The organism is Amycolatopsis sp. NBRC 101858 (genome assembly GCF_030269325.1).
GTDB lineage: Bacteria > Actinomycetota > Actinomycetes > Mycobacteriales > Pseudonocardiaceae > Amycolatopsis > Amycolatopsis ponsaeliensis.
In genome coordinates this window covers 1,633,800-1,658,618 of sequence record NZ_BSTD01000001.1, presented here as the reverse complement: position 1 = coordinate 1,658,618, position 24,819 = coordinate 1,633,800, and the positions used below count along the sequence as shown (strand labels likewise).

The 24,819-nt window shown below is 70.1% G+C and carries 26 protein-coding genes; 18 read left to right on the top strand and 8 right to left on the bottom strand.

From position 1 onward, the window contains the following. Positions 1 to 220: 220 nt before the first annotated feature. Together QSK39_RS07940 and QSK39_RS07935 are read right to left on the bottom strand one after the other, a co-directional pair. Positions 221 to 2,134 (bottom strand): ABC transporter ATP-binding protein, encoded by a 1,914-nt coding sequence (locus QSK39_RS07940; RefSeq protein WP_353051053.1) that lies wholly within the window; start codon positions 2,132 to 2,134, stop codon positions 221 to 223. Positions 2,135 to 2,508: 374 nt separating this feature from the next. After that, positions 2,509 to 2,976 carry a DUF1579 family protein gene (locus tag QSK39_RS07935; protein WP_285476970.1) on the bottom strand — a complete coding sequence of 156 codons (468 nt, stop codon included), beginning with the start codon at positions 2,974 to 2,976 and terminating at the stop codon, positions 2,509 to 2,511. A 49-nt stretch (positions 2,977 to 3,025) separates the two neighbouring features. Between QSK39_RS07935 and QSK39_RS07930 the strand changes: the two genes are divergently transcribed. Continuing rightward, positions 3,026 to 3,472: a MarR family winged helix-turn-helix transcriptional regulator gene (locus QSK39_RS07930; RefSeq protein WP_285476969.1), complete on the top strand. Its 447-nt coding sequence runs from the start codon at positions 3,026 to 3,028 to the stop codon at positions 3,470 to 3,472. 3 nt (positions 3,473 to 3,475) lie between these two features. Here QSK39_RS07930 and QSK39_RS07925 read toward each other — a convergent pair whose 3' ends face one another. Continuing rightward, complete coding sequence (locus QSK39_RS07925) at positions 3,476 to 3,931, bottom strand: winged helix-turn-helix transcriptional regulator (RefSeq protein WP_285476968.1); 456 nt, start codon at positions 3,929 to 3,931, stop codon at positions 3,476 to 3,478. A 90-nt stretch (positions 3,932 to 4,021) separates the two neighbouring features. Here QSK39_RS07925 and QSK39_RS07920 point away from each other — a divergent pair, with 90 nt between their 5' ends. Both QSK39_RS07920 and QSK39_RS07915 read left to right on the top strand, forming a co-directional pair. After that, positions 4,022 to 4,609, top strand: coding sequence for a dihydrofolate reductase family protein (locus QSK39_RS07920; RefSeq protein WP_285476967.1), 588 nt, complete (start codon positions 4,022 to 4,024; stop codon positions 4,607 to 4,609). An 11-nt stretch (positions 4,610 to 4,620) separates the two neighbouring features. After that, on the top strand, positions 4,621 to 5,004 hold the full coding sequence (locus tag QSK39_RS07915) for a PPOX class F420-dependent oxidoreductase (RefSeq protein WP_285476966.1): 384 nt from the start codon (positions 4,621 to 4,623) through the stop codon (positions 5,002 to 5,004). Positions 5,005 to 5,029: 25 nt separating this feature from the next. Here the strand turns inward: QSK39_RS07915 and QSK39_RS07910 are convergent, their stop codons facing one another. Then, positions 5,030 to 5,611 (bottom strand): TetR/AcrR family transcriptional regulator, encoded by a 582-nt coding sequence (locus tag QSK39_RS07910; protein ID WP_285476965.1) that lies wholly within the window; start codon positions 5,609 to 5,611, stop codon positions 5,030 to 5,032. 74 nt (positions 5,612 to 5,685) lie between these two features. Here QSK39_RS07910 and QSK39_RS07905 point away from each other — a divergent pair, with 74 nt between their 5' ends. From QSK39_RS07905 to QSK39_RS07875, 7 genes are all read left to right on the top strand, one after another. Next, positions 5,686 to 8,112 carry a beta-glucosidase H gene (locus tag QSK39_RS07905; RefSeq protein WP_285476964.1) on the top strand — a complete coding sequence of 809 codons (2,427 nt, stop codon included), beginning with the start codon at positions 5,686 to 5,688 and terminating at the stop codon, positions 8,110 to 8,112. A gap of 153 nt (positions 8,113 to 8,265) precedes the next feature. Beyond that, a complete protein-coding gene (locus tag QSK39_RS07900) occupies positions 8,266 to 9,168 on the top strand; it encodes a GNAT family N-acetyltransferase (protein ID WP_285476963.1) in 903 nt (300 codons plus the stop codon). 90 nt (positions 9,169 to 9,258) lie between these two features. Continuing rightward, positions 9,259 to 9,696 (top strand): hypothetical protein, encoded by a 438-nt coding sequence (locus tag QSK39_RS07895; protein WP_285476962.1) that lies wholly within the window; start codon positions 9,259 to 9,261, stop codon positions 9,694 to 9,696. 32 nt (positions 9,697 to 9,728) lie between these two features. Further along, positions 9,729 to 11,348: a 2,3-epoxybenzoyl-CoA dihydrolase gene (boxC, locus tag QSK39_RS07890; RefSeq protein ID WP_285476961.1), complete on the top strand. Its 1,620-nt coding sequence runs from the start codon at positions 9,729 to 9,731 to the stop codon at positions 11,346 to 11,348. Between the two features lie 5 nt (positions 11,349 to 11,353). Next, on the top strand, positions 11,354 to 12,775 hold the full coding sequence (gene boxB, locus QSK39_RS07885) for a benzoyl-CoA 2,3-epoxidase subunit BoxB (protein WP_285476960.1): 1,422 nt from the start codon (positions 11,354 to 11,356) through the stop codon (positions 12,773 to 12,775). 8 nt (positions 12,776 to 12,783) lie between these two features. Beyond that, entirely contained in the window at positions 12,784 to 14,328 is a 1,545-nt protein-coding gene (locus tag QSK39_RS07880) for a benzoate-CoA ligase family protein (protein ID WP_285476959.1), read from the top strand. Then, on the top strand, positions 14,325 to 15,179 hold the full coding sequence (locus QSK39_RS07875; protein WP_285476958.1) for an amidohydrolase family protein: 855 nt from the start codon (positions 14,325 to 14,327) through the stop codon (positions 15,177 to 15,179). Before QSK39_RS07880 ends, QSK39_RS07875 begins: the two co-directional genes overlap by 4 nt. A gap of 577 nt (positions 15,180 to 15,756) precedes the next feature. Here the strand turns inward: QSK39_RS07875 and QSK39_RS07870 are convergent. Both QSK39_RS07870 and QSK39_RS07865 read right to left on the bottom strand, forming a co-directional pair. Continuing rightward, positions 15,757 to 16,137 (bottom strand): VOC family protein, encoded by a 381-nt coding sequence (locus QSK39_RS07870; RefSeq protein ID WP_285476957.1) that lies wholly within the window; start codon positions 16,135 to 16,137, stop codon positions 15,757 to 15,759. 53 nt (positions 16,138 to 16,190) lie between these two features. Continuing rightward, positions 16,191 to 16,637: a MarR family winged helix-turn-helix transcriptional regulator gene (locus QSK39_RS07865; protein WP_284746874.1), complete on the bottom strand. Its 447-nt coding sequence runs from the start codon at positions 16,635 to 16,637 to the stop codon at positions 16,191 to 16,193. Between the two features lie 83 nt (positions 16,638 to 16,720). On the opposite strand from QSK39_RS07865, the gene QSK39_RS07860 reads away from it, so the two are divergent. The 5 genes from QSK39_RS07860 to QSK39_RS07840 all read left to right on the top strand — a co-directional run bounded on the left by QSK39_RS07860 (position 16,721) and on the right by QSK39_RS07840 (position 20,377). Then, positions 16,721 to 17,686, top strand: a complete 966-nt coding sequence (locus QSK39_RS07860; RefSeq protein ID WP_285476956.1) for a ring-cleaving dioxygenase — start codon at positions 16,721 to 16,723, stop codon at positions 17,684 to 17,686. Next, the gene (locus tag QSK39_RS07855) at positions 17,683 to 18,285 is read left to right on the top strand and encodes an alpha/beta hydrolase (protein WP_285476955.1); all 603 of its coding nucleotides are present in this window, start codon (positions 17,683 to 17,685) and stop codon (positions 18,283 to 18,285) included. Before QSK39_RS07860 ends, QSK39_RS07855 begins: the two co-directional genes overlap by 4 nt. 42 nt (positions 18,286 to 18,327) lie before the next feature. Beyond that, entirely contained in the window at positions 18,328 to 19,467 is a 1,140-nt protein-coding gene (locus QSK39_RS07850) for a dipeptidase (RefSeq protein ID WP_285476954.1), read from the top strand. A gap of 46 nt (positions 19,468 to 19,513) precedes the next feature. Continuing rightward, positions 19,514 to 19,948 carry a LapA family protein gene (locus QSK39_RS07845; protein WP_285476953.1) on the top strand — a complete coding sequence of 145 codons (435 nt, stop codon included), beginning with the start codon at positions 19,514 to 19,516 and terminating at the stop codon, positions 19,946 to 19,948. 102 nt (positions 19,949 to 20,050) lie between these two features. Further along, the gene (locus QSK39_RS07840; protein WP_285476952.1) at positions 20,051 to 20,377 is read left to right on the top strand and encodes a hypothetical protein; all 327 of its coding nucleotides are present in this window, start codon (positions 20,051 to 20,053) and stop codon (positions 20,375 to 20,377) included. A 52-nt stretch (positions 20,378 to 20,429) separates the two neighbouring features. Here the strand turns inward: QSK39_RS07840 and QSK39_RS07835 are convergent, their stop codons facing one another. Next, entirely contained in the window at positions 20,430 to 21,254 is an 825-nt protein-coding gene (locus tag QSK39_RS07835) for a maleylpyruvate isomerase family mycothiol-dependent enzyme (RefSeq protein ID WP_285476951.1), read from the bottom strand. Positions 21,255 to 21,326: 72 nt separating this feature from the next. Between QSK39_RS07835 and QSK39_RS07830 the strand changes: the two genes are divergently transcribed. Both QSK39_RS07830 and QSK39_RS07825 read left to right on the top strand, forming a co-directional pair. Beyond that, entirely contained in the window at positions 21,327 to 22,118 is a 792-nt protein-coding gene (locus tag QSK39_RS07830) for an Abi-alpha family protein (protein WP_285476950.1), read from the top strand. Positions 22,119 to 22,121: 3 nt separating this feature from the next. Then, positions 22,122 to 23,357 (top strand): DUF445 domain-containing protein, encoded by a 1,236-nt coding sequence (locus QSK39_RS07825; protein WP_285476949.1) that lies wholly within the window; start codon positions 22,122 to 22,124, stop codon positions 23,355 to 23,357. Here QSK39_RS07825 and QSK39_RS07820 read toward each other — a convergent pair. Further along, the gene (locus tag QSK39_RS07820) at positions 23,354 to 23,710 is read right to left on the bottom strand and encodes a winged helix-turn-helix transcriptional regulator (protein WP_285476948.1); all 357 of its coding nucleotides are present in this window, start codon (positions 23,708 to 23,710) and stop codon (positions 23,354 to 23,356) included. The two genes, QSK39_RS07825 and QSK39_RS07820, sit on opposite strands and share 4 nt — an antisense overlap. A gap of 115 nt (positions 23,711 to 23,825) precedes the next feature. On the opposite strand from QSK39_RS07820, the gene QSK39_RS07815 reads away from it, so the two are divergent. Then, the gene (locus tag QSK39_RS07815; protein WP_285476947.1) at positions 23,826 to 24,812 is read left to right on the top strand and encodes a zinc-dependent alcohol dehydrogenase family protein; all 987 of its coding nucleotides are present in this window, start codon (positions 23,826 to 23,828) and stop codon (positions 24,810 to 24,812) included. Positions 24,813 to 24,819 lie beyond the last annotated feature (7 nt).

Genomic DNA, 24,819 nt, shown 5'->3' with positions numbered 1-24,819 from the left:
CGGCGCGTGCGCGGGTTGCGGCGGGTGGGGGGCGTGTGTGGGCGGCAGCCGGGGCGTGCGTGGTCCGGGTTGCCCTGCGCAGGTCCCGGCCGGGCGGGGCTGGCGCCTGTGTGGCCGTGCGCGGGTTGCGGTGGGTGGGGTGGCGCGCGTGTGCGGCGGCTGGAGGCCGGCTTGATCGGGTGGACCGGTCTGGTCTCGGCGGGCGCGCCGGCGCGTGTGGTCAGCGTTCAGGTGTCTCCGGGGCCGTGCTGTGGGCGGCTCGGGGTGCGGGGACCTCTGTGCCGTTGCGGTATGCGCGTGCCTGGATTTCGTACAGCTCGTGGTACAGCCCGCGCGCCGTGATCAGCTCCTCGTGGGTTCCCTGCTCGATCAGTCTTCCCTTCTCCAGCACCAGGATCCGGTCCGCCGAACGGATGTTGGCCAGCCGGTGCGTCACCAGGACCGTCGTGCGGCGGCCGTTGTGGGATGCGGTTGCGTGCTGGAGGCCCGCGAACACCCGGGCCTCCGCTCGGGCGTCCAGGGCCGCCGTGGGTTCGTCGGCCACCAGGACCGAGGCGTCCCGGTAGATTCCGCGGGCGATGCCCATGCGCTGCCACTGGCCGCCGGACAGGTCGTGGCCCTCGTCGAACTTCTTCGACAGCACCGTGTTCTCCTTGGCGGGCAACGACTCGATCACCTCGTCCGCGCCCGAGTAGCCCACCGCTTCGCGCCACGCCCGGCCGTCCGGGTCGGCGCGGCCGAGGCGGCCCACCGTGATGTTGTTCGCCGCCGTCATCGGCCACTCCGCCGGCTCCTGCGCGATCACCGCGATGTTCGCGTGCACCGATGCCGGGTCCGCCCGCGCCAGGTCGACGCCGTCCCAGCGCACCACGCCTTCGTCCGGTGGGTAGAGCCCGGTCAGCAGCTTGCCGAGGGTGGTCTTGCCGGAGCCGTTCTCCCCGACCAGCGCGACCACCTCGCCGCGCCGGATGGTCAGCGAGATGTCGCGCAGCGCCGGGCGTTGCTGGCCCGGGTAGCTGAACGTGACGTTCTCCAGCCGGATCTCCTCCGGGTCGGCGGGCGCGGGCAGCGCGGCCGGCGGTGGTTGCCGCGCCGCCGACTCCGCCAGCAGCTGGTTGTAGAACCCGATGTAGAACGAGTCCTCGTACAGCGAGTTGACCGCGCGCATGGTGTTGGACAGCGCCGTCGACGCCGTGCGCATCGCCAGCACCGCCGTGCCGGCCAGGGCCAGCTCCATCCCGCCGGAGTAGAGCAGCCAGCCGAGCACCAGGTACGCGACGGCGGTGCCGAACCCGGCCGCCGCCCGGCCGGTCGTGCGCACCAGGTTGCTGCGGTGCGCCAGCCGGACCTCCTCCCTCGCCAGGCTGCGCGAGATGCGCCGGTACTCGCCGAGCAACGGCTCCTGCAGCGTCAGCGCGTGCCGCTCGAGGGCCATCGACCGCCAGGTGGCGACCTCCTCGACGACCGACTTGCGGATGTTGCGCCCGACCGTGTCGAGGAAGTGCCGGTAGTTCAGCTTCGCGACGCGGGCGGCGGCCCAGCCGTCGGCCGCCGCGGCGAGCAGCAGCACCGGCGCCAGCCACGGGTTGAGCAGGCCCGCGGTGAGCATCGCCGCCGCGAGCGAGATCGCCGACGACGTCAGGTCGGCCACCCGGCGCAGGCTCGTCTCGATCGCCCGGACGCCGAACCGCGCGCCCTGCCGGGCCAGCTCGCGGAAGTCCGCGTCCTCGAACGCGATCAGCCCGACGCGCACGACCGCCGACGTCACCGCGTCGTCGGCCGCCGCCGTGACGCGGGGCCGCAGCGCCCCCTCGACGGCCGCGACCGCGGCGTCCAGCAGTGCGCGCGCCGCGTACGAACCCATGACGACCGCGATCGCCGGCAGCGACTGCAACACCCGCTCCGGCGTCGGGCCCTGTTCGAGCAGCGCGGTGAAGACGTTCGCGGTGGCGAGCAGCCCGAACGCCGTGACGCAGCCCGAGACGACGTGCACCAAGCCGGCCAGCAGCGTCAGCCGTGGCGACGTCCGCCAAGCCAGCCGCAGCACGACGGCGATCGCGGCCGGCAGCGCGCGCACGGCCTGCCCGAACCCGGCGTCGGCCACGCGTTCGTCGACGCGCGCCCACTCGGGCATCTTCAGGTTCTCGACCCCGATCAGCGGGGGCGATTCCGTGGTGTCCTGGGGTGTTCCGGCGGATCTGCGCACGCCACCATCTCTACTCCGGGGGTCCGACAATTCCGGACGCTCGCGCGGCGGCGACCTCCCGGTGAGCGGCCGTAAGGGTTAGGCCGTTCGGGTGAAAGTAATCGTTTTCTCTGGGCCTCCGGCGACTTCGGGGACACACTCGCTGCAAGGTGCGAAAATGAGCAAGACCGAATAACTAATAACTGTTGTGTAATTGACCCAGCGCTGGACCGCCCGCATCGGCAGGTTCGCGAATGTGGTGGCAGAGACCGGAAACAGGTGACGTCCTCGTGCCAGGGGGGAGGGGCGTCGCCTGTTTCCTCCTACCCGTTTTCGCGGGTGTACCGTGCGCGCAGAAATGGGCTGAATTCGCGGTCTTCGCCCATCTTGAGGTCGATTTCGTGGGTCAGGCTGTCGCCGTCCGGGGTGAGGCGGTGCCGGGCCACCCCGCGGGCGGTCTTCTTGTCCAGGACGAGCGTGGCGCCGTCCCACCCGCCGCGGGCGGGTGACTCGGGTGGGAAGCCGTAGCTGTCGAAGCCGTACCAGAGCGTTTCGCTGGTCTGCGGGTCGACGGTGAAAATGTTGTGCCCCAGGAACTCCGTGCCGTCTTCGCGGCGCTGGCGGTACTCCTGGACCAGCGCGAAACCGTTGAGCGCCAAGCGGTATTCGCAGTCGGCGCGCGCGGTCGAGGCCGGCGCCCACGGTGAGGCGGCGAGCTCTTCGGTGCCGGTCCAGTCGCCGATGAAGGCCTTGAGGGCGTCGTGCGCGGGCCCGAGGTTGGGCATGTCCATGGTCGTCTCCATTTCGACAGGTACCTGTCGATGTGCGAGACTAGCACGCATGCGGTCCCTTCGAGCGGAGACTTTCACCCGGGTGATCGACGCGGTCTTCGCGTGCAACGGCGGCTTCCTGGCCGCCGGAGACGCGCTGACGGAGCCGGTCGGGCTGACGGCGGCGCAGTGGCAGGTCCTCGGCTTCCTCGAGGACGGCCCGGCGACCGCGGCGGAGGTCGCACGTCGCCGCGGGCTGCGCCGGCAGAGCGTGCAGGAGACGGTGAACCGCTTGCTGCGCAACGGAATGCTCGACCGCCTGCCGAACCCGGCCGACGCGCGGGCGCCGCTGTTGTCGGTGACGCGGCGGGCGAAGGAGGCGCTGCGCGAGCTGGGGACGGCGCAGGTCGAGTGGGCGGAGGACGTGGCGCAATCGGTGTCCCAAGAGGATCTGGAGACGACGTTGCGCACCTTGCGGCGGCTGCGGGAGACCGCGGCCCAGCCCAGGCTGCTCTGACGGTCAGTTCGCCGAGCCGGGGCCGGGGAGCGGATCGATGTCGCGCGCGTGCATCGGCTCGCCGCAGTGGGTGCAGCGCAGGTCGACGGTGGTGATCTCGCCGCACGCGTGGTGCTGGTAGAGGACCGGCGGGCCGGCCTCGCCCGCGAGCCACTTGTCGCCCCAGCGGGTCATGACCATGAGCATGTCGACGAGCTCGGTGCCCTTTTCGGTGAGGACGTATTCGTAGCGCGGCCGCCGGTCGTACGGCCGCCGCTCGACGATGCCCTGGTCGGCGAGGTGGTTCAGGCGCTCGGTGAGGACCTTGCGCGAGATGCCGAGGTCGGCCTGGATCTGCTCGAACCGGCTGATCCCGACCCAGACGTCCCGCAGGATCAGCGGCGACCAGGGCTCACCGATGACGTCGAGCGTGCGCGCGATCGAGCACGCGGCCAGTTCGCTGAAGTTCGTCCGCTGCATGAGGTCACTTTAGCACTCAGGGTTCCCTTAAGGAACTTGAGCTGCTACGGTTCTGGAGTCTCCTCAAGGAACTCCGAAAGGATCGCAGCGATGAGCAAGGTCTTCAGCGCCCACGCGGTGTCGGTGGACGGGTACATCACCGGCCGCGGCGCCGGCCCCGGGCACGGCCTCGGCGACGGCGGCACGCTCTTCGACTGGTACACCGACGGCGACACGCAGAGCCGGGTGTTCGACTTCTTCAACCTCAGCGAGCCGAGCGCCCGTGTTTTCGACAGCCTCGCCGGCCGCGTCGGCGCGATCGTGGCCGGCCGCAACACCTACGAGGACTCGGACCACTTCGGCGGCGGCAGCCCGCACCCGAACGCCCCGCTCTTCCTCGTCAGCCATCGGCCGGCACCGGAGCTGACCTCGCGGCAGGCGCTGTTCGGCGACGTCGAAGAGGCCATCGAAGCTGCGCGTGAGGCGGCCGGGGGGAAGGACGTCGGCCTGATGGGCGGCGGTGTCCTGACCGCGGCGCTGGCGGCGGGGCTCGTCGACGAGTTCGTCCTCCACCAGGTGCCCGTGCTGCTCGGCGGCGGACGGTCGTTCTTCCAGGAGCTGCCTGCGCACGTACGGTTGCGGCTGGTCGAAGCCGTTCCCGCACCCGGTGTCACCCACCTCCACTACTCGATCGCCTGAAGGGAACAGTCATGATCAACGACGACGTCCGCCGCATCCTCTCGACGAACGTGGTGGCGCACCTGGCCACGGTCCTGCCCGACGGTGCCCCGCACTCGATCCCGCTCTGGGTCGACCCCGAGGGCGAGTACATCGCGATCATGACGGGCCCGGACTCGCGCAAGGCCCGCAACCTGAAGCGCGACCCGCGGGTGGCGCTCTCCCTGACCCCGGCGGACAACCCGTTCGAGCCGGTCGTCATCCGCGGCCGGGTGGAGAAGTGGGTCGACGGGGACGCCGGGTGGGCGATCGTCGACCGGATCGCGACGAAGTACCTCGGCGGGCCCTACCCGCGGGAGCAGGAGCGGGTCGTTGCCCTGATCGCGGTGGAGCGGCAGAGCGTGGGCATGGGCTGAGGGCCACGGCCGGGCGCGAACCTCGTCAGTCCGGCTTGATGCCCAGCAGCGTCAGGAATGTGCGGAACCCGGCCGGCATGTCGACCTGCTCCGGGTCCAGGAGCCACTGCAGCTGCAAGCCGTCCAGGACCGCGATGGCGATCGGCGCCAGCTGTTCCGGCGTCGCTCCCGGGGGAAGCTCGTCGCGGTGGCGTTCGAGCATCTGGGTCATGCCCGCCCGCACCCGCTCGTAGCGGTCGTGGAAGTACTCGCGTGCCGGGTGGTCCTCCGTGACGCTGTCCGCCGACAGGACCGTGTACGTCTGGACGATCCCCGGCCGGGTCGCGTTGTAGTCGACCAGCTCGGCCAGCTGGTTGACCGTCATCGCCGACTCGTCGCCCTGCGGGGCGTGCCCGAAGTGCAGCAGGTCCCACTCGTCGCGGGTCTCCAGCACCGCCGTCAGCAGGTCCTCCTTCGTGGGGAAGTAGTGCATCAGGCCCTGCTGGGTCAGCCCGACGCGGTCGGCCACCGCCGCCAGCGAAGTGCCGCGATAGCCGCGTTCGGCGATCACTTCGAACGCCGCGCGGACGATGCTCGCTCGGCGGTCGGCGCCCCTGGCCCGGGTCATGATCCCGAGCCTACGGGACAGGCTGTCACGGAAGCGTAACGTTCACTACTCGATGCCAGGTAGAGTAGGTCTCCATGAGCTTCGACGTCGACGCGCTGCTGGCCGAGCTCGACCTGGACACCAAGGCGAGCCTGCTCGCCGGCCAGGACGTCTGGAGCCTGCCCGCGCTCCCGCGGATCGGCCTGGAGTCCTTGGTGCTCTCGGACGGCCCGGTCGGCGTCCGCGGGGTGCGGTGGAGCCCGGACGACCCCTCGGTGACGCTCCCCAGCCCGACGGCCCTCGCCGCGAGCTGGGACCCGCGCCTGGCCGTGCGCGCCGGCCGGCTGCTCGCGCAGGAGGCCCGCCGCAAGGGGGTGCACGTCCTCCTCGCCCCCACGGTCAACCTCCAGCGCTCGCCCCTGGGCGGCCGCCACTTCGAGTGCTACTCGGAAGATCCCCTCCTCACCGGGATGATCGGCGCCGGCTACGTCACCGGCGTGCAGGACGGCGGGGTCGCCGTCACGGTCAAGCACTTCGTCGCCAACGACTTCGAGACCGAACGCTTCACCGCCGACGTCCACGTCGGCGAGCGCGCCCTGCGCGAGCTCTACCTCGCGCCGTTCGAACTCATCGTCCGGCGGGCGAAGCCGTGGGGGATCATGGCCGCCTACAACAGCGTCAACGGCACCACGATGACCCAGCACGCCGAACTGCTCAACGGCGTGCTGCGCGACGAATGGGGCTTCGACGGCTTCGTCGTCTCCGACTGGCTGGCCGGACGCGACACCGTCGCCTCCGCCAACGGCGGCCTCGACGTCGCGATGCCCGGCCCCCGCACGGTTTTCGGGGAACAGCTCGCGGAAGCCGTGCGCGGCGGCGAAGTCGACGAAGACGTCGTCGACGAAATGGTGCGCCGCGTGCTCCTGCTGGCCCACCGGACCGGCGCGCTCGGCGGCAGCGCCGTCACCAATCAGTCCACTATGGACGGCGAAGCGATCGCGCGCGAGGTCGCGCACCGGTCGTTCGTGTTGCTCAGCAACGAAACCGGCGTTCTCCCCCTCAAGCAACCGCAGAGCATCGCCCTGATCGGCGCGCTGGCGGAGGACCCCAAGATCCTCGGCGGCGGCAGCGCCACGGTGTTCCCCGATCACATCGTCTCCCCTCTCGACGGCCTCCGGAAGGCCGTTCCGCCAGGCACCGACCTGGCGTTCGCCATCGGTGCCGATCCGCGAACGACGCTACCGCCGGCCACCGACAATTTCCGGCTCCGCGCGACCGCGAAGGCGGCCGACGGCACCCGATTGGCTGAATTTCCGCTCAGGGAAGCCAAAATAACCTGGATCGGCGAGCTCCCGAAGGGACTCGACCTGGCCACGCTCGCGTCGGTCGAGATCGAAGGCACCTACCTGCCGGAGCGCACCGGCACGCACACCTTCGCCGTCACCGGCCCCGGCGACCTCCGCCTCACCGTCGCCGGCCAGACCCTCTTCGACGGCGTCAACCTGCCCGAAGGCGGCGACGTCTTCACGTCGATCATGCAGGTGATCGAGCAGCGCCGCGAGGTCGAGCTGACGGCGGGCGAACTCGTCGACGTCAGCCTGACGTACTGGATCCCGTCGGAGATGGCGGAGTTCGCCCGCGGCACCTTCGCCTGGGTCACCTTCGCGCTCGGCCACCGCGGCCCGGTCCTCGACCCGGACGCCGCACTCGACGAAGCCGTTGCCCTGGCGGGGAAGTCGGACGTCGCGGTCGTCGTGGTCGGCACCACCGCCGAGGTCGAGAGCGAAGGCTTCGACCGGACTTCCCTGGCCCTGCCGGGAAGGCAGGACGAACTCGTCACCCGGGTCGCGGCGGTCAACCCGAACACCGTGGTCGTCGTCAACGCCGGCTCGCCGGTCGAACTGCCGTGGCGCGCCGACGTCGCCGCGGTGCTGCTCACCTGGTTCCCCGGCCAGGCCGGCGGCGACGCGCTCGCCGACGTCCTCTTCGGTCTCGAAGAGCCCGGCGGCCGGTTGCCGACGACCTGGCCGGCGCGGCTCGAAGACGCGCCGGTCACCGACGTGACCCCGGAAGAAGGCGTCCTCGAGTACGGCGAAGGCGTGTACGTCGGCTACAGCGCCTGGGCGCGCACGGAGACGCAACCCGCGTACTGGTTCGGCCACGGCCTGGGCTACACGACCTGGGTGTACGAAGAGCTCGACGGCTACCCGGACGACGAAGGCGGCGCGCGCGTCCGGGTCCGGGTCCGCAACTCGGGAACGCGAAAGGGCCGCGAAGTCGTCCAGCTCTACCTGGCCCCGACCGAGCGCGGCGACCGGCCGCCCCGCTGGCTCGTCGGCTTCGCGAGCGTCGAAGCGGGACCCGGCGAAGCCGTCGAGACCGACATCGTCGTCACGCCGAGGTCCGCCGAAGTCTGGCGCGACGGCTGGCAGCACATCGCCGGCGAATACGTCCTGGAGGCTTCGCACTCCTACGCGCAGCCCCGGCTGAGCACGCGAATCGTCCTCCAGAAAATCCGTTGACGGGTGGCTCGGGAGCCCCTAATTTCAGCCGCGCACCCCGGAACGAGCGAAAGGGAGGTGGGTCCGATGATCACGCAACCGATCACGCGCTCCCACCTCGCCTCGAGGGTGCCGGGTTTCTGACCGGGAGCGCGTACTCCCGGAAGGACTTCCATGACCGATCTGGTCGTGCGCCCGCTCGAAGCGGGCGAAGAAACCCTGTTCACCTCCCTGCCCGACCGCGGTCTCGTCGGCCGCAAGCTGTTCGGCAACGACTTCACCGAGATGGCGGCCAAGGGCGAGTACCGGCCCGGCTGGGTCTGGGTCGCGCTGCGCGATGACGTCGTCGTGGCGCGGGCCGCGTGGTGGGGCACGCCCAAGGACGAGGAGCCGATCGCGCTCGACTGGTTCGACTTCACGGACTTCGACGCGGGTGTCGAGCTGCTGAAGCGGGTGCCGTTGCGCGCGGAGTACTCCCTGACCACGCCGCCCGGCTGGCAGGACGACCCGGACGTCGCGCACGAGGTCACCATCCGCGTCGAGGCGGCCGAGAAGGCGGGCTACCGCAAGCTCGTCGAGCGCTACCGGTTCTGCTGGACGCCGGAGAACGGCCTGCCGGAGCGAACCGGCAGGCTCGTCTTCCGGCCCGAACCGGACGACGACGTGATCCTGGACGTCTTCAAGCGGGTGCACGTCGGCAGCCTCGACGCGCACGTGCGGAAGACGGTCGAGGAGCACGGCCTCGACGCGGCCGCGCGCGAGGACCTCGACATCATGCTGTGGATGCCGGCGCCGCGGGGCTGGTGGCGCCTCGCGTACACGCCCGGGGGTGAGCTCGTCGGGCTCACGTTGCCGAGCCGCAACGCCTACGACCCGGTGGTCGGCTACGTCGCCGTCGTGCCGGAGCAGCGTGGCCACGGCTACGCCTACGACCTGCTGGTCGAGGCCACGCACGACCTGATCGGGTACGGCGCGGAGAAGATCGTCGCGGGCACCGACGTCGGCAACGTCCCGATGGCCAAGGCGTTCGCCAAGGCGGGCTACCCGGTGACCCAGCACCGCATCGACCTGGTCTGACCGAGAGCGGCGGCCGCGTCTTGCCCGGCGCGGCCGCCGCGCGGTACCGTCGCTAGAGCGATCTATCAAATCGGCTACAGGGGGCCCGAGATGGACGTTCTGCAGGAGAAGGGTCTGACGCCGCTCCGCGTGATCCTCGGCTTTTCGCTGGTCAGCACGACAATCCACTACGCGCACAACACCATCCGCGTCGCGGACTACCCGCAGCTGCCGGGCGTCCCGGCGATGGTCGCGGGGATCGTCGTCGCCTTCGGCTGGGTGCTGTTCACGACGTTCGGCTGGCTCGGCTACTGCGCGTACCGGCAAGGGCAGTACCCACGGGCGCTGGCGTTCCTCTTGGTCTATTCGCTGGCCGGGATGATCACGCTCGGCCACTTCCTGACCGGCGTGCCGCAGATCCCCGGGTTCTTCTTCGCCACGATCTTCACGGATGCCGCAGCGGGGCTCGCGTTGTGGGCCTTCCTGACGTGGGCCTGGGCGACGCTCAACCGGGTGACCTCGCGAGATCAAGTTTCTACACAACATTGACGTTCGTCGGAACTATGTAGACACTCGGATGAGTGACCACCACCACACCGGTGACCTTCGACCGCCGTCCGGACGAGTACCGCCACTGGCGCCTCCAGCTCGACGGGGAGGTGGCGTGGCTGGAGATGGACGTCGACGAGCAGGGCGGGCTCGTCGAGGGTTACGAGCTCAAGCTCAACTCCTACGACCTCGGCGTCGACATCGAGCTGTACGACGCGACCCAGCGGCTGCGGTTCGAGCACCCCGAGGTCCGCGTGGTGGTGGTGACCAGCGCGAAGGACAAGGTCTTCTGTGCCGGCGCGAACATCCGGATGCTCGCCGCGTCCGAGCACCACTGGAAGGTGAACTTCTGCAAGTTCACCAACGAGACGCGCAACGGCATGGAGGACGCGACCGCGCACTCCGGCCAGACCTACGTCGCCGCGGTGAACGGCACCTGCGCCGGCGGTGGCTACGAGATCGCGCTGGCCTGCGAAAAGATCCTGCTGATCGACGACAACTCCTCGACCGTCGCGCTGCCCGAGGTGCCGCTGCTCGGCGTGCTGCCCGGTACCGGTGGCCTGACCCGGGTCGTCGACAAGCGGCGCGTGCGCAAGGACCTCGCCGACGTCTTCGCGACGCGGTCCGACGGCGTCAAGGGCAAGACGGCGGTCGACTGGCGGCTGGTCGACGAACTGGTGCCACGCCAGGGATTCCGCGAGGCCGTGGCGAAGCGGGCCCGGGAGATCGCGAGTGAGTCCGACCGGACCGGTGAGGGCGGCATCGAGCTGACCCCGCTCGAACATCGCTATGTCGACACCGAGGTGACCAAGGACCAGGTCACCATCACCGTCAAGGGACCCGAGAACGACCCCGGCGACCTGCACGAGGAAGGCGCGAACGGCTGGTTCCTCGCCATGACCCGCGAGCTGGACGACGCGATCCTCCGGTTGCGCACCAACGAGGTCGAGGCCGGCACGTGGATCCTGAAGACCCAGGGCGACCCGGAGAAGGTGCTCGCGCACGAGCGGGCCGTGTTCGGTGCGAAGGACTGGCTGGGCAACGAGATCACGCAGTACTTCAAGCGCACGCTCAAGCGCCTCGACGTCACCAGCCGCACGCTGATCGCGCTGATCGAGCCCGGCAGCTGCTTCGCCGGCTCGCTGCTCGAACTCGCGCTCGCCGCCGACCGCCAGTACCTCCTCGACTGCCCGCCGATCGACAATGAGCACAGCCTCGATCGCGCCACGATCAGGCTCAGCGAAGCCAACTTCGGCCCGTTCCCGATGGGCAACGGCCTCACCCGCCTCCAGACGCGCTTCTACGGCGACGACGACCACCTCGCCTGGCTCGCGCGCGAAAAGGACCACGAGCTGAGCGCGGCGGAAGCCGTCGAGCTCGGCCTGGTCACCGACGCCCCGGACGACCTCGACTGGGAAGACGAGATCCGGATCGCGCTGGAGGGCCGGGCGTCGCTGTCCCCGGACGCGTTGACCGGCATGGAGGCCAACCACCGGTTCGTCGGTCCGGAGACCATCGAGACCAAGATCTTCGGCCGGCTGGCGGCTTGGCAGAACTGGATTTTCACCCGGCCGAACGCATCCGGGCCGGAAGGCGCGCTGCGCCGCTACGGTACGGGTCAGAAGGCCGTCTTCGACAGGAAGCGGGTCTAGCGCAGATGCCCGAGAAGATCGACTACGACGCCAAGATCCCCAACAACGTCAACCTCTCCGAAGACCGGCGGCTGCAGCGTGCCCTGGAGGGCTGGCAGCCGAAGTTCATGCACTGGTGGGGCGAGATGGGCCCGACGCTGGAGACCCAGGGCGTCTACCTGCGCACCGCCGTGAGCGTCGGCCGGGAGGGGTGGGCGCACTTCGACCACGTCAACGTCCCGGACTACCGGTGGGGCATCTTCCTCGCCGAGCGCGACCCGGACCGGCGGATCGCCTTCGGCGAGCACAAGGGCGAGGAGGTGTGGCAGCAGGTGCCCGGCGAGTACCGCGCCGACCTGCAGCGGCTGATCGTCATCCAGGGCGACACCGAACCGGCGTCGGTCGAGCAGCAGAAGCTCCTCGGGCTCACCGCGCCGAGCCTCTACGACCTGCGGAACCTGTTCCAGGTCAACGTCGAAGAGGGCAGGCACCTGTGGGCGATGGTGTACCTGCTGCACGCGTACTTCGGCCGCGAAGGCCGTGACGAGGCCGAAGGGCTCCTGCTGCGCAACTCCGGCAGCCCCGACGCCCCGCGCATCCTCGGCGCGTTCAACGAGGAGACCGCCGACTGGCTGGCCTTCTACATGTTCACCTACTTCACCGACCGCGACGGGAAGTACCAGCTCGGCACGCTCAAGGAGAGCTCCTTCGACCCGCTCTCGCGCACCTGCGAGTTCATGCTGAAGGAGGAGGCGCACCACATGATGGTCGGCACCACCGGCGTCGACCGCGTGGTGACCCGCAGCGCCGAGCTGATCCGCGAGCACGACACGCTGGACATCGGCCCGCACGGCGGCATCCCGCTGACCCTCATCCAGAAGTACATCAACTTCCACTACACCGTCTCGCTCGACCTGTTCGGCAGCGAGACGTCGACGAACGCGGCGAACTACTACACCGCCGGCCTCAAGGGCCGCTGGCAGGAGACCCGCCGCAAGGACGACCACAAGCTCACCGACGACGCCCGCACGCTGGAGAAACCGGCCGGCGACGGCACCTGGGCGGCGGAGGAGATGCAGGCGATCCTGCTGCTGAACCTCGACCTGCGCAGCGAGTACGTGGCCGACTGCCAGACCGGCGTGAAGCGCTGGAACAAGATCCTCGCCGACGCCGGGATCGACTTCACGTTCCGCTTGCCGCACCCTGGCTTCAACCGGGAAGTCGGCATAAACTCCGGCCACCACGTCACTCCCGACGGCACCATCGTCGACGAGGCGACCTGGCAGGCCGGCAAGGGCAAGTGGCTGCCCACCACCGAGGACCTGACGTTCGTCCGCTCGCTGATGCACCCGGTGTACGAGCGGGGGAAGATCGCGAGCTGGGTGGCGCCGCCGCGGCAGGGCATCAACGGGAAGCCGTTCGACTACGAGTACGTCCACCTCACGTAGGAGGTCCGGTGCCCACAGGGTTCAACGCCGCGGAGTACCTGCTCACCGCCGGGCACCCGGACGCGACCGCGGTCGCGTCGCCGCGCCGCACGCTCACCTACGCCGAGCTGGCGGCGGAGTCGCGCCGGGTCGCGGGCGGGCTCGTGGAGCTCGGCGTGCGGCCCGAAGAGCGCGTCATGTTCTGCATGGTCGACGACGTCGAGCTGCTCACCGGCATCCTCGGCGCGATGCTGGCCGGCGCGGTCGCCGTGCCCGTGTCGACCATGGTCACCGGGCTCGAACTGGGCAAGATGCTGGCCGACTCGCGGGCACGCCTGCTGTGCGTGTCCGGCGAGTTCGCCGAGCAGGCGGTGACCGCGCTCGGGTTCGCGCCCGAGGTCACCGACGTCCTGCTCGACCGGGCGGACGCGGCCGGCTTCGGGGTTCGGACGCACGAGTGGTCGTCGTTGAGCGGAACGTTCCGAAGCGGACGGACGTGGGAGGACTCGCCCGCGTTGTGGCTGTACACGTCCGGGACGACGGGACAGCCGAAGGGCGCGATGCACCGGCACGCGAGCATCCGCGCGGTGTGCGAGACGTACGCGCGCACCGTGCTGGCGACGACTCCGGCGGACCGGTTCCTGTCGGTCCCGAAGCTGTTCTTCGCCTACGGGCTGGGGAATTCGTGTTTCTTCCCGCTCGGTGCCGGCGGGACGACGCTGCTCGAGCCGTCCCGTCCGACGCCGGCGCTGTTCGCCAGACGGGCTCGGGAAGAGGAGCCTTCGCTGTTCTTCGCCGTCCCGACGTTCTACGCGGCGCTGCTCGCGAGCGACGTCCCGGACGACTCGTTTTCTTCGGTGCGGCACGCGGTTTCGGCCGGGGAGCCGCTGCCGGCGTCGTTGTTCGAGCGGTTCCGCGCCCGCTTCGGCTTGGAGATCCTCGACGGCATCGGGTCCACCGAGGCGTTGCACATCTTCCTGTCGAACCAGCCCGGCGCGGTGCGGCCGGGCACCACCGGCGTCGCGGTGCCGGGGTACTCCGTGCAGATCCGCGACGAGGCGGGCGCGGTGATCGACGCCGCCGGGCAGCCGGGCGAGCTGTTCGTGGCCGGGCCGTCGACGGCGACCGGCTACTGGGCCCGGTACGACGCGACGAAGCTCGTCTTCCAGGGCGAGTGGCTGCGGACCGGCGACAGTTACGTCCGCAACGAGGACGGCACGTATTCCTGCCTGGGCCGGTTCGGGGACATGCTGAAGGCGGGCGGGATCTGGGTGTCACCGTCCGAAGTGGAGGAACGGCTGCGGCAGCACCCGGCGGTGGCGGAGGTCGCGGTGGTCGCCGCGCCGGACGCCGACGGCCTCGACAAGCCCGTGGCGTGCGTGGTGGCCGCGGCCGGGGTTACGGTGGACCCGGACGAGCTGATCGAGTTCTGCCGCGAAGGTCTCGCGGCGTTCAAGCGCCCGCGAGGAGTGGTCGAACTGGCGGAACTGCCGAAGACGGCGACGGGCAAGATCCGCCGGAACGTGATCCGCGAGCAGGTCCGGGACGTCCTGCGGGTGGTGCCCAGCACGTGATCGACGGCTACTTCGTGGTCGACGCGCACGTCCACACGCCACGCCTGCCGACGCTCAAACCCGCCTGGACGCAGTGGGCGCACGACTTCGCGGGTTCGTACCCGTGGCGTTCGGTGTACTCCGCTTCGGGGGAGGTGATCCCGTCGGCGATGGACGAGCTGATGGAGTCCGAGGGCGTCGACCGGGTGCTGCTGTTCTGCGAGTACAGCCCGCGGGCGACCGGGATTCAGCCGATCGAGGACAACCTGCCGCTGGTTTCGCACAACCCGTCTCGGTTCCGGCTGGTGGCGAACGTCAATCCGTACCTGCACCACCCGGCGGTGACGGAGGTCGAGCGGCAGCTGGACCTGGGTGCGGTGGCGCTGAAGATCCACCCGGTGCACGGCGCGTTTTCCCCGGCGGACAAGGAGCTGTACCCGGTCTACCAGCTGTGTTCCGAGCGCGGCGTGCCGGTGATCCTCCACTCGGGAACGTCGAGCTTCCCGGGTTCCCGGACGAGTTTCGGCAATCCCGAGCTGATGTCCGATGTGGTCGAGGACTTCCCTTCGCTGCAGTTCGTCTTCGCCCACGGTGGCCGCGGGTGGTGGTACGACGTCGCGGCGTTCTTGGCTTTGGCGCGCGAGAATGTGTGGCTGGATTTGGCGGGGTTGCCGCCGAAGAAGCTGCCGGAGTACTACCAGCGGTTCGACCTGGCCCGGCTGGCGGGGAAGTTCATTTTCGGGACGGACTGGCCCGGGGTGCCGTCGGTGGCCAAGAACGTGCGGACGCTGGCCGGGCTGGGGTGGCCCGAGGACGTCCTGAACGGCGTCCTCGGGGGCAACGCGGTGAAGTTGATGCCTTCGCTGGCGTAACCGGGGCAGGGAACCGCACCGGACGCCTCGGAGATCGACGTCTCCCACGGTGCAGGCCGAAAAGGCGTCGCGTCCTGGGACTGGTCGTGGCGCTGCGGACCACCCCGCCGGTGTGCGGCATCGATGTTCCCGATGCTGACCGTGCTCGCTCCGCTGCCGGGTGATGGGCCGGCCGGTTCCTTCGTGCTGGCGGATGGCAGCCGCAACGGGAGGTCCACGGTGGACAGTTCTGGCTGGACGGCCGGACGATGTCCACCCGGGTCGACCCGTCGAGCTGCGCCTGCCACCGATCGCGGTACTGAAGTCCGCTCATACCGCCAGTTCGGGGGAGGCGGTGCCGATCGCACTGCGCGGGACGGCGCGGTCGCTCGGCGGTGCCACCGACGGTCCGCCACCGGCAACGACGTCATCGACCTCGGTGGCGGCGTCCGGCCGCTGTTCACGGTCGCTCGCGAGGCCGACCGCGCCGGCCGGACCTACGACAACACAGCCGGCGGCCGAGCCCGAAGCAGCCGCGAAGGAATGGCTGCGCACGCGGGGGTGCCGGTGAGCCCGGCACCCCCGCGCCCCCAGAGGCTCAGCCCAGAACCTCGTGCAGGCACAGCACATTGCCTTCGGAGTCGGTGAACCAAGCCGCCCGCTCGGTGCCCAGCTCGGCGATGTGGTCGACCGTCTTCAGGCCCTCCAGGTCGAAGTCCTGGAACCGCACCCCGCGGCCCTCCAGGGCTCTGACCTCCGACGAAAGGTCCGAGACCTCGAAGCTCAACGCCGTGTTCTCGCTCTGGGCGCCGGCCGGCATCGTGCGGAGGCCGATGGCACCCGCGCCCGCCGTGAAGTACAGCGTTCCGTCTTCGCCCTTCCCCGTCTGCTTCAGGCCCAGGGAGTCCGCGTAGAAGTGGCCGGCGCGTTCGCTGTCGGTCACCGGGAGCATCGTCGTGATCGTCGATTCGGTCAGCATGGCTCCCATGGTGCGCCGCGAACCGCACCGCTGTGACCTCGACTTTTTCACCCTCAGGCGTTGAACGCGCGCAGTGTCCGCATGGCTTCCGCGAGTGCCGGGGCGTCGTCACCCAGCGGGGTCAGCACGATGCGCCGCAGGATTTCCGCCGCCGCCGTGCGGGCCTTGTTCGCCATGTCCAGCCCGTGGTCGGTCAGGGCCGCGAACGTCACGCGGCGGTCGTCCGGGCTCGGGACTCGGCAGATCAGGTCCGCCGCCACCAGCCGGTCCGCCACCTTCGTGAAGCCGCCGCTGGACAGGGCCGCCTCCGTGGCCAGCTTGGTCATCGGCATCCGGTGGTCGGGCGAGCGGACCAGGCGCAGCAGGATGTCGAACGACGCCGGCGCGAGGCCGAGCCGGTCGGCGATCTCGCCCATCAGCTTGTCCTGCGTGGCCAGGTAGCCCTCGATGACCAGGCCCCACCACGTGACGATCTCGTCGTCGTCGGTCTTCGGATCCACCCGATCAGCCTACCGGAAAGTCTGCACGGAATATATCTTGCTCGCGAGAGGTTCTGCGGTTACCGTGAATCCAGGAGGCAACCATGGCGATCAAGACGTCCGGCCTGCACCACGTCACCGCGATCGGCGGCGACCCGCAGCGCAACGCCGACTTCTACCTGCGGACCCTGGGCCTGCGGCTGGTGAAGACCACCGTGAACTTCGACGACCCGGGCACCTACCACCTCTACTACGGCGACAGCGCGGGCAAGCCGGGCTCGCTGATGACCTTCTTCCCCTGGCCCGACGCGCCGAGCGGCCGCCACGGCACCGGCCAGGCGACGACCACGTCGTTCTCCGTCCCGGAAGCCTCCATCGGCTGGTGGAAGCAGCACCTGGCGGCGCAGAAGATCGAAACCGGCGAAGTCCGCAACGCCGACGACGAAGACACGCTCACCTTCCGCGACCCCGACGGCCTGAAGCTCGCCCTCGTCGCGCACCCGCAGGGCGACCCGCGCGACCCGTGGGACACCGAGCTGGTCCCGGCCGAGCACGCGATCCGCGGCCTGCACTCCGTGACGCTGTCGGTGAACAAAGAGGACGCCACCGCCGGCATGCTCACCGACGGCCTCGGCCTCAGCTTCGCCACCCAGGACAGCAACCGCCTGCGCTTCGCCGCCGGGGAAGGCGGCCCGGGCGCGCTGGTCGACGTCCTCGTGACGCCGGACGCGCCGCGCGGGCTCGTCGCCGCGGGCACCGTGCACCACGTCGCCTGGCGCGCGCCCGACGAACCGACCCAGAAGGCCTGGCGCGAAGAGCTCGTCGACCAGGGCGTGCACGTCACGTCCATCCTGGACCGCCAGTACTTCCGCTCGATCTACTTCCGCGAGCCGGGCGGCACGCTCCTGGAGGTCGCGACCGACGAGCCCGGCTTCGCGATCGACGAGCCGCTGCTGGAGCTGGGCCGCGCGCTCAAGCTGCCGCCGTGGCTGGAGCCGCGCCGCGAAGAGATCCAGCACATGCTGCCCAAGCTCAACCTCCCCGCCGAGAACAACCCGGAGCTGTCATGACGCTCGAGCACAAGTACGTCGAGGGCTCGCCGGACGCGCCGTTGCTGCTCCTGCTGCACGGCACCGGCGGCAGCCCCGACGACCTGCTCGGCCTGGCGCGGGAGCTGAGCCCGGACTCCGCCGTGCTCGCCCCGGCCGGCCCGGTGTCCGAGTACGGCGCCGCGCGCTGGTTCCGGCGGCTCGCCGAGGGCGTGTTCGACCACGAAGACGTCGTCGTGCGCGCGAACCAGCTCGCGGACTTCGTCGTCGAGGCCCGGGAGAAGTACGGGCTCGGTGACCGGCGGCTGGTCGCCGTCGGCTTCTCGAACGGCGCCAACATCGCGGCCGCGGTGGCGTTGCTGCGGCCGGAGGTCGTGCGCGAAGCCGCGCTGTTCGCGGCGATGTCCCCGGTCCCGCACCCGCCTGACCTGGACTTGTCGGCGTCCCGCGTCTTCCTGGCCAACGGCGAACGCGACCCGATGGCGCCCCTGGCGTCCACCGAGGAGCTGATCGGGCTGCTGCGCGAGCGCGGTGCCGACGTCGTCACGCAGCGCCACCCCGGCGGTCACCTGATCACGGCGGACGGCGTCCGCGCGGCCGCGCGGTGGATCACGCCCTGACGTTTGTACGGACCGTATATCGGTTCGCCCTACGATCGGGCGATGACTAACGAGGCACTACAGCGTGCTACGAAACTGCTGGACGGCGTCATCCTCGCCGATGGGCACAACGACCTGCCGTGGGAGCTGCGGCAGCACGGTGGCCCGAACCCGGTCGAGGCGGCCGCGTCGCTCGACCTGACCGTCCGGCAGCCGGCACTGCACACCGACTTCCCGAAGCTCGCCGACGGGAAGCTCGGGATGCAGTTCTGGTCGGTGTACGTGCCCTGCGAGTTCGAAGGCCACAGTGCCGTGACGGCGGTGCTGGAGCAGATCGAGGTCGTCCACCAGCTGGCCGAGCGCTACCCCGACCGGCTTCGGCTCGTCGACACCGCCGACGAGGCCGAAGCCGCGTTCGCCGACGGCCGGATCGCGTCGCTGCTCGGCGCCGAGGGCGGGCACAGCATCGCCGAGTCACTGGGCGTGCTGCGGATCCTGCGCCGGCTCGGCGTCCGGTACATGACGCTGACGCACAACTTCAACACCACCTGGGCGGACTCGGGCACCGACGAGCCGGCGCACAACGGGCTCACCGAGTTCGGCCGCGACGTCGTGCGCGAGATGAACAAGATCGGGATGATGGTCGACCTCTCGCACGTCGCGCCGTCGACGATGCGGGCGGCGATCGAGGTCAGCTCGGCGCCGGTGATCTTCAGCCACTCCTCCTGCCTCGCGGTGAACGACCACCCGCGCAACATCCCGGACGACGTCCTGGCGCTGCTGCCCGGCAACGGCGGCGTCGCGATGACCACGTTCGTGCCGGCGTTCATCTCGCCGAAGGTTTCCGCCTGGGACCACGAGCTGAAGGCCGCGATGGAGGCCGCCGGCCAGGAGTACCGGAACCTGGCTCAGCGCGGGGAGTTCGTGAAGGAGTGGGACGGCCCGGTCAAGCCGAAGGCCACCGTCGACGACGTCGTCGCGCACGTCGAGCACGCCCGCGAGGTCGCCGGGATCGACCACATCGGCCTCGGCGGCGACTACGACGGCGTCGGCACGCTGCCGGAGGGCTTGGAGGACACGTCCAAGTACCCGGTGCTGTTCGCGGCGCTGCTCGACCGCGGCTGGAGCGACGAAGACTGCGCGAAGCTGGCCGGGAAGAACACGCTCCGCGTGCTGCGCGAGGTCGACGGCTTCGCCCGTTAGGGGGTTTGACAGAGCGCTCCCCGCGTGCAGGACGGACACTGAGCACATGACGCACGCGCGCGGGGACGCGGCCGGCCACCCCACCGGCCCGACCAACCACGACCTGCCCGGGAACGAGGTGCCCGAGGGCGCCCTCGAGCCCGCCGAACTGCGTGCGGGTGACGTCCGGCCCGGCGCCGAGGAGGTCACGCCGGTGCGCCCGGCGCCGGCCCGGACCGGTGCGGCCACCAGGAAGCGGGCCCGGCCGACGCGGATCAGCGGCACCTGGGTCGCGGTCATCGCGGGCTTGGTGGTGCTGGTGGTGCTGCTGGTCTTCATCCTGCAGAACCTCGACCCGGCGACGGTGCACTTCTTCGGCGCGGAAGGCAGCCTGCCGCTGGCCATCGCGATGTTGTTCTCGGCCATCGGCGGCGCGGTGCTGGTCGCGCTGATCGGCGGGGCCCGGATCCTGCAGTTGCGCAAACAGGCCCGCCGCCGCTGACCACTCCTTTTCGACCTCGTTCTCAGCACCGTGACAGCGAACTCGTCGACGAACGAAAATCGCCGGGACGGACCGAGGGACGAAATTCGAGGAGGAACCAGAATGCGTCGTATTTCGGTGATCGTGACGGCGGCCGCCGCCCTGCTCGCGGCCGGGACCGTGGTCGCCACCGCGGAGGCGTCGGCCGCGCCCGCCATCAAGAGCCTGGCGACCTGCAGCGCGCACTACGCGAACACCGCGGCCTGGGCGGACTGCACGGGTGGCACGCAGAAGAGCTGGGTCCGGCTCGGCTACAACTGCGGGGTCGGGCCGATCAACGCCGACCACCACACCGACTGGGTCGTGCTCAACGCCGGCGCCCAGAGAACGATCAGCGCGGACTGCAACGTGCGCGTGAACAGCGCGTGGTACAACACGCGCGTCTACTGATTCACCGGAAAAGGGGCGTTCTCCGTGGAAATCGCGGGGAACGCCCCTTTTTTCAGGAAACGATGATCGAGGTCATCGTCAGCACCTGCGCGCAAACGTTTTCGTCCCCGGTCGTGCGGACGCGGCCGACGTCGGCGGTGTTGCGGGTGCAGAGCCGCCAGAACGTGTCCAGGTCCGTCGTCACGGTGGCCAATGGTGTGCGGGACGGCGGCGCGCCCCGGTCCAGGACCCAGCCGTCGCGCTCGCGGCGGGCGTACCACTTGCCGGCGCCGGTGACCGTGTACCCCACCTGCTTGCCGACGCGTGCCTCGACGTCGCGCAGGGTGTGCGGCAGCGCGCGGACGAACGTGTCGGCGATCGGCTCGGCGTACTCGGCCTCCAGCGGCGTGTGCTCCAGCGCCTCGCGGATCTGCACGTGGTGGACCCAGAACTCCGAATAGTCGCGGGCCGCGTCGAGCCAGCGCGGCGCGGGCTCGTCGCCGGCCCAGGTCACGGGCTCGCCGTCGGCGTCGAGGTCCAGCTTCGCCCAGTACTCGGTCGTCTGGCCCATGAACTCGTACATCATCGTCAGCAGCACGTCCGTCGAGAGCCGGCGGCAGGCGACGACCCACTCCTCGTTGATCCGGTCGAGGAACCGCGGGAAGGCCTCACCCGGGCGGGGGGCTTCGGCGGCGTGCCCGTCGCGGCTCCGGGACAGCCGCCCGACCTTGTCTCCCAGCAGGTGGGCGGCGACGTCCTTGACCGACCAGCCCGCGCACAGCGTCGGACGCTCCCAGTCCTCGTCGGTCAGCGCGCCGAGCAGCGTCATCAGCGCCTGCTCCTCCTTGGAGAAGTACGGGAGGACGTCGATCGGCGGGCCCCAGCGCGTCGGACTCATGTGGGCATCCAAACACCTCCATTCGGCCTACCCACAGGTAGCATCAGCGCGGAAGCAGAGGGGAGTCGACGCGTGAACGCAGAGCGACCGAACGGCCGGGGCACCGGCGACGAGGTGGCCGACCTGGCCCGGCGCGCCGGGCAGCTGGCGGGGTGGGCGGCGCGCACCAGCTTCGCGCTCGGCCGCAAGCTCCCCGGCGTCGAGACCGCCGAACGCGGGGTGCGGCAGGTCGAGCGCCAGCTGCTGGCCGAGCTGCGCCGCCGCCTCGACGAGGTCGACGACCCCTACCACGCGGCGCTGACGGCGGCGTCCGCGATGAACCGCCCGGCGGTGCCCGGCAAGGTCGAAGCCACGGTCACCATCGTGCCGGCGCGCGACAACCACGCCGAGCCGCTGCGCGCCGCGATGGCCGAGCTGCTCAACCACTCCATCGGCTTCGGCCGCGACCGGGCCCGCGAGTACTTCTACGCGATCATCCTGCGGCAGCTGACGCCCGACGAAGCCCGCATCCTCTCCGCGCTGTCGGACGGCTCGCCGTTCCCCACGATCGACGTCGCCGAGCGCACCGGTCTCGGCGGCGCGGGCCGGCTCGTGCTGCGCAACGCGTCGACGGTCGGCAAGGCGGCCGGGGTGTCGCTGCCCGACCAGGTGCCCGGCTACGTCACCCGGCTGATCGGGCTCGGCCTGGTCGACCTCGACGAAGAGGTGCCGTCGCTGGAGACGCAGTACGAGATCCTGATGACGGACGAGACGGTGCGCGACGCGGAGAAGCACGTCAAACGCGCGAAGTTCGTCAAACGCACGATCCACGTCTCGCGCCTCGGCGCGGAGTTCTGGCAGGCCTGCGACCCGAGCTTCGGTTAGCGGATGGGGTCGTTCCTCGCCGGCATCGCCGCCGACTTCGCGCAGCACTGGCCCCTCTACGTCTCGATCCCGATCGTCGCCGCGCTGATCGGCTACGGCACCAAGCTCGTCGCGATCCGGATGATGTTCCAGCCGGTGGAGTTCCTCGGGATCAAGCCGTTCCTCGGCTGGCAGGGCATCGTGCCCAAGCGCGCCGCGCGGATGGCGAGCATCGCCTGCGACACGATGACCGAGCAGCTGATCAAGCCGGCCGAGGTCGTCGCGCGGCTGGACGCTTCCCGCATTGCCCAGGAGATCGAGAAACCGCTGCTCGCGGGCGTCGAGGACATCGTCCGCGAGGTGGCGGGGCACTACCAGCCGGGGCTGTGGGAGTCGCTGCCGGTGCGGGTCCAGCGGCTGGTGATCGAGCGCGTCCAGCACGAGTCGCCGCGCATGGTCGCGGCCGTGCTCGACCTGATCAAGTCCGATGTGGACAGTGTGTTCGACCTCAAGGGCATGGTGGTCACCAGCCTGGTCAAGGACAAGCGCCTGCTGAACCGCATCTTCCAGGAGGCGGGCGCGAAGGAGTTCAAGTTCATCGCGCGGTCGGGCCTGGTGTTCGGCGGCGCGATCGGCGTGATCCAGATGGTCGCCTGGGTCCTGTTCAAGTTCCCGCTGATCATGCCGCTGTTCGGCCTGTTCACCGGCTGGTTCACCGACTGGCTGGCGCTGCGGATGATCTTCTACCCGATCGAGCCGCGCAAGTACTTCGGCGTGACGTGGCAGGGCTTGTTCCTCAAGCGGCGCGCGGAGGTCGCGGAGGCGTACGGCTCGCTGATCGCCAAGGAGATCATCACCCCGCACAACGTGATCGAGGCGATCCTGCACGGGCCCCTGTCGGACCGGGTCCTGGCGTTGATCCAGCGCCAGCTCGACCGGGAGCTCGGGAGTGTCGCGAAGCCGCTGCTGGTGTTCGCGGTGGGCAGCCGCAAGTACCAGGACATGAAGCTGTCGATCGCGGAGCAGATCATGGGGCGCCTCCCGGAGACGATGCGCTACATCGAGGACTACGCGACCGACGCGATGGACATCCGCAACGTGCTGGTGTCCAAGATGAAGGAGCTGTCCCCGCACGAGTTCGAGCGCTTGCTCCGGCCGGCTTTCGAGCAGGACGAGTGGATTTTGATCGCGACGGGCGCGGTGCTGGGCTTCGCGGTCGGTGAGGGTCAGGTACTGCTGCTGGAGCACCTGGCGGCTTAGGCGTCGTACGCGAGCCTCGCCGCACCGACCTTCTCGCGGTGCCTCGCCGCCCACGCCGAGAGCGCGTGGAGCGGTTCGTCCAGCTCTGCCGCGTGCGGTGTCATCGTGTACTCCACCCGCGGTGGGACCTCCGGGTAGACCTTCCGCGTCACCAGCCCGTTGCGCTCCAGCCCGCGCAGCGTCAACGACAGCATCCGCCGTGACACGCCCGCCAGGGCGCGCTCCAGTTCGCTGAACCGCCGGGGCCCGTTGCCGAGCTGGACCAGGACCCGGATCGCCCACTTGTCGCCCACCAGGTCCAGGACCTCGCGCAGCGAGCACATGTCGGCCGGGGGAGTTTCGGTGTTGTCCATCGCCGTGACCTCGTTCGTAACAGACGTGTGCCGTCGTACCAGAAAAGTGCCGTCTTCCAGCAGAAACGCATCCGGTCCACGATCGATTCCGGTAACCACCGGAAAGGAACCAGGAATGACGAAGGCAGTGCGGTTCGCCGCCGAAGGCGGACCTGAAGTGCTGGAGCTCGTGGACGTCGACCTCGGCGAGCCGGGCCCGGGCGAGCTGCGGCTGCGGGTCGAGGCGATCGGGCTCAACCGCGCCGAGGCGATGTTCCGCTCGGGCACCTACTTCGAGCGTCCGGGCGAGTTCCCGGCCAAGCTCGGCTACTCGGCCTCCGGGATCGTCGAAGCCCTCGGTGAGGGCGTCACGAACTTCGAAGCCGGCGACGCGGTCAGCACCGTCGCGGGCTTCTCGATGCGGGACTACGGCGTCTACGGCGAGGCGGCCATCGTGCCCGCGTCCTCCGTGCTGAGCCGTCCCGAAGGTCTCGACGCCACCGAAACCGTCGCCCTGTGGGGTCCGTTCCTCACCGCGTACGGCGCGCTCGTCGACGAAGGCCACGTGCGTCCCGGTGACTTCGTGCTGATCACCGCCGCTTCGAGCAGCGTCGGGCTCGCCACGATCGACGTCGCCAACCACATCGGTGCCGTCCCCATCGCCGCCACGCGCACCGCGGCGAAGAAGCAGCGGCTCCTGGACGCCGGTGCCGCGCACGTGATCGTCACCGACGACGAAGACATCGCCGTGCGGACCACGGAAATCACCGGCGGCCGCGGCGCGGAGTTCGTCTTCGACGCCGTCGCCGGGGAGGGCGTGCGCAAACTGGCCGAAGCCACGGCGAAAGGCGGGACGCTCGTCGTCTACGGTGCGCTCGACACCAAGGAGACCCCGTTCCCGCTGTGGTTCGTGCCGACCATGCGGCTGTTCAACGCGTTCGACCTGACCCTGGACCCCGCGCGCCTGGCCCGGGCGGAGCACTTCATCCGCGCCGGCGTGCGCGCCGGCACCTTCCGGCCGCGCGTGGACCGGGCGTTCGACCTCGCCGAGATCGCCGAGTCGCACCGCTACCTCGAGGCGAACGCCCAGTTCGGCAAGGTGGTCGTCACCGTGGACGGCTGAGCGGGCG